Source organism: Pseudomonas sp. P5_B2 (assembly GCF_056400445.1).
This window is the reverse complement of sequence record NZ_JBFULH010000443.1, coordinates 1-3421: the sequence shown is the minus strand read 5'-3', so window position 1 is coordinate 3421 and position 3421 is coordinate 1. Positions and strand designations below refer to the sequence as shown.

3 protein-coding genes and 4 tRNA genes are annotated in these 3421 nt (G+C 55.7%); 2 read left to right on the top strand and 5 right to left on the bottom strand.

From position 1 onward, the window contains the following. The coding region (locus AC1DRJ_RS22040; RefSeq protein WP_477804004.1) for an NAD(P)/FAD-dependent oxidoreductase at positions 1-918 on the top strand (918 nt) is incomplete at its 5' end. A gap of 320 nt (positions 919-1238) precedes the next feature. After that, complete coding sequence (locus tag AC1DRJ_RS22035) at positions 1239-1634, top strand: HvfA family oxazolone/thioamide-modified RiPP metallophore (protein WP_477804003.1); 396 nt, start codon at positions 1239-1241, stop codon at positions 1632-1634. A gap of 103 nt (positions 1635-1737) precedes the next feature. Here the strand turns inward: AC1DRJ_RS22035 and AC1DRJ_RS22030 are convergent. The 5 genes from AC1DRJ_RS22030 to AC1DRJ_RS22010 all read right to left on the bottom strand — a co-directional run. Beyond that, positions 1738-1814 (bottom strand) — tRNA-Pro (locus tag AC1DRJ_RS22030). Between the two features lie 96 nt (positions 1815-1910). Beyond that, positions 1911-1986 (bottom strand) — tRNA-Lys (locus AC1DRJ_RS22025). A gap of 5 nt (positions 1987-1991) precedes the next feature. Beyond that, positions 1992-2068: transfer RNA gene (locus tag AC1DRJ_RS22020), tRNA-Pro, on the bottom strand. 9 nt (positions 2069-2077) lie between these two features. Continuing rightward, positions 2078-2153 (bottom strand) — tRNA-Asn (locus AC1DRJ_RS22015). A gap of 299 nt (positions 2154-2452) precedes the next feature. Continuing rightward, positions 2453-3421, bottom strand: a 969-nt coding sequence (locus AC1DRJ_RS22010) for an AAA family ATPase (RefSeq protein WP_477804002.1), incomplete at its 5' end; no start/stop codon positions are given.

The following is a 3421-nucleotide window of genomic DNA, read 5'->3' as shown; positions in this document are numbered from 1 at the left end:
ACCCAGGGCGCGGCGCAACATTGCCTGTTCCTCGACACACGCAAACAAGCAGAACGTTTCCATCAGCAACTGCTCAACCACTACCTGCGCGCCCATGCCGGGCAAACTGACAAGGTCGAGCAAATCAGCGTGGCCATCGTCGGTGCCGGTGCTACCGGCGTAGAACTCGCCGCCGAGCTGCACAACGCTGCGCATGAACTGGCCGCTTATGGCCTGGACCGGATCAAACCGGAAAACATGCACATCACCCTGATCGAAGCCGGTCCACGGGTACTACCTGCCCTGCCGGAACGTATCGGTGGGCCTGTGCATAAAACCCTGGAGAAACTCGGGGTCAACGTCATGACCAATGCCGCGGTCAGCGAAGTTACGGCCGACAGCCTGATCACCGCCGATGGCAACGTGATCAACGCCAGCCTGAAAGTATGGGCCGCCGGTATTCGTGCGCCGGGTTTCCTCAAGGACATTGATGGCCTGGAAACCAATCGCATCAACCAGCTGCAAGTACTGCCGACCCTGCAAACCACCCGCGACGAAAACATCTTCGCCTTCGGTGATTGTGCGGCCTGCCCGCAACCGGGCACTGATCGCAATGTACCGCCGCGTGCCCAGGCGGCGCATCAGCAGGCGTCGTTGCTGGCAAAATCGCTGAAGCTGCGGATCGAAGGCAAGCCTCTGCCTACGTACAAGTACACCGATTATGGTTCGTTGATCTCGCTGTCACGCTTTTCGGCTGTGGGTAACTTGATGGGCAACCTGACCGGCAGTGTGATGCTGGAAGGCTGGCTGGCGCGGATGTTTTACGTGTCGCTGTACCGCATGCACCAGATGGCGCTGTATGGCGCGTTTCGTACGGCGATGCTGATGCTGGGCAGCAAGATCGGGCGCGGGACTGAGCCGCGACTCAAGCTGCACTGACACCCAACCAACTGTGGGGGCGAGCCTGCTCGCGATGCGTCTGAACAGTCGACATCAATGTCGCCTGACATACCGCCATCGCGAGCAGGCTCACTCCTACATTTGATCTCCACTGATTTGGAGATCTGTGTCCCACTGTATCTCCCCCACGATTCCGCCCCTTCGCTTACAAACTCCCCCCTTGCGCGACACAGTAGCGATACACCCATCCCGCTAAATGGCCACACCCAAGCAAGGCAGCCTGCCTGCTTCGGTTGTCGCCGCACTTACGTGGCAACCCTTTATCAAGCGGTTGTGTCGTGCAACCCAGGAGATTTGAAATGTCCCGTACCACCAAAAACACTATTGGTCTGCTCGGCGCTGTTCTGGCTGGCGGCATGATGTTGACCGGCTCCGTGTTCGCTTCGCAGCCGTTGACTCAAGGCTATCTGCTGGCCTCGGCTGAACAGGTGGTAAAAACCCCTGAAGGCAAATGCGGTGAAGGCAAGTGTGGCGATGCGTCGATGGCAAAAACCGACACCGATGACGATGGCAAAGTATCCCGCGCGGAATTCCTGAAAGTTGCGCCGAAAGCTAATTTCGACAAAATCGATACCAACCATGACGGCTTCATCGACGAGCAAGAGGCGTTTGATAACGTGAAAGCCAACTACGAAGCCAACGGCAAGAAAATGCCAAAAGGATTGTTCGAGCACCTGAAAGACCAAGAAGCCTAAGCCGCTGAGTATCAGGCCCTGCTTTCTCCACCGAGAAGCGGGGCTTTTTGATTTTCACAGACAAAAAAAATCCCCGTATCTTTCGATACGAGGATTTTTAATATGGTCGGGGTAAGGGGATTCGAACTCCTGACATCCTGCTCCCAAAGCAGGCGCGCTACCGGACTGCGCTATACCCCGGTAAAAAAAAGGCGACCTTTACAAGTCGCCTTCTTCGATCAGCGCTTTTGGCCTCTGATCTTAAGATCTGATTCCAGCGTTAACTGGTTTCAAAAATGGTGGGTCGTGTGGGATTCGAACCTACGACCAATTGGTTAAAAGCCAACTGCTCTACCAACTGAGCTAACGACCCAAAAATGGTCGGGGTAAGGGGATTCGAACTCCTGACATCCTGCTCCCAAAGCAGGCGCGCTACCGGACTGCGCTATACCCCGGTTTGAAATTGGCTCCGTGACCAGGACTCGAACCTGGGACCCAATGATTAACAGTCATTTGCTCTACCGACTGAGCTATCACGGAACTACATATTTCAATTTACAACGGTGAAGCTTTTTGCGTTCTCTTCGACCCTTTCGCATCGCTGCGTTAGTGTGTCTGAGGCGCGCTATTCTACAATTTTAAACACCTCTGTCAACCCCCTAAATTGCTTTCAAGTTAATGATTTGCAACTTATTTCAGATTTCTGCTTGGGGAGCAAAAACCCTTCCGGGTGACTTACTGCGGGGCGCACTTTACAAGCCTTTTCCTTAGAGTTCAACAGCCTGGCGAAAAAAAGGCCTCGCAATGCGAGGCCTGATCAGTTTTGCTGCCTGAATGGATCAGACGAATACGATTTCGTCGTTCTCCACCACACCTTTGGCGGTGTCGCCGGGCAGGAAACGACCCGACAGAATCAACTGAGCTAACGGGTTCTCGATCCAGCGCTGAATCGCTCGCTTGAGCGGACGTGCGCCATACACCGGGTCGTAACCCACTGCGATCAGCTTATCCATGGCCTCAGGGCTCAGATCAAGCTTCAGCTCACGCTCGGTCAGACGACTGCGCAGGCGTCCCAACTGGATCTCGGTAATGCCCGCGATCTGATCCCGCGCCAACGGCTCGAAGATCACCACTTCGTCGACCCGGTTGATGAACTCCGGCCGGAAGTGGGTGGAAATCGCATCCATCACCGCCGCACGTTGCGCTTCACGATCACCGACCAGTTCCTGGATCTGCACCGAGCCCAGGTTGGACGTCATGACGATCACAGTATTCTTGAAATCTACCGTGCGGCCATGGCTGTCGGTCAAGCGGCCATCTTCCAGCACTTGCAGCAAAATGTTGAACACATCCGGGTGGGCCTTCTCGACCTCATCCAGGAGGATTACCGAGTAAGGCTTGCGACGCACCGCCTCGGTCAGGTAACCACCCTCTTCATAGCCCACGTACCCTGGTGGCGCACCGATCAGTCGAGCCACGGAATGTTTTTCCATGAACTCGGACATATCGATCCGCACCATCGCCTCTTCGGTATCAAAGAGGAACTCGGCCAGGGCCTTGCACAGCTCGGTTTTACCGACACCGGTCGGGCCGAGGAACATGAACGAACCACTTGGGCGGTTCGGGTCGGACAACCCGGCCCGGGAACGGCGCACCGCGTTGGAAACCGCGATCACAGCTTCGTCCTGACCGATCACACGCTGGTGCAACAGGCTTTCCATCTTCATCAGCTTGTCGCGCTCGCCTTCGAGCATTTTCGACACCGGAATGCCGGTCCACTTCGACACGACTTCAGCGATTTCTTCCTC

Bases quoted from the DNA above. Each gene is read 5' to 3' on its own strand.
- AC1DRJ_RS22035 (WP_477804003.1), top strand. From the start codon at position 1,239: ATGTCCCGTACCACCAAAAACACTATTGGTCTGCTCGGCGCTGTTCTG.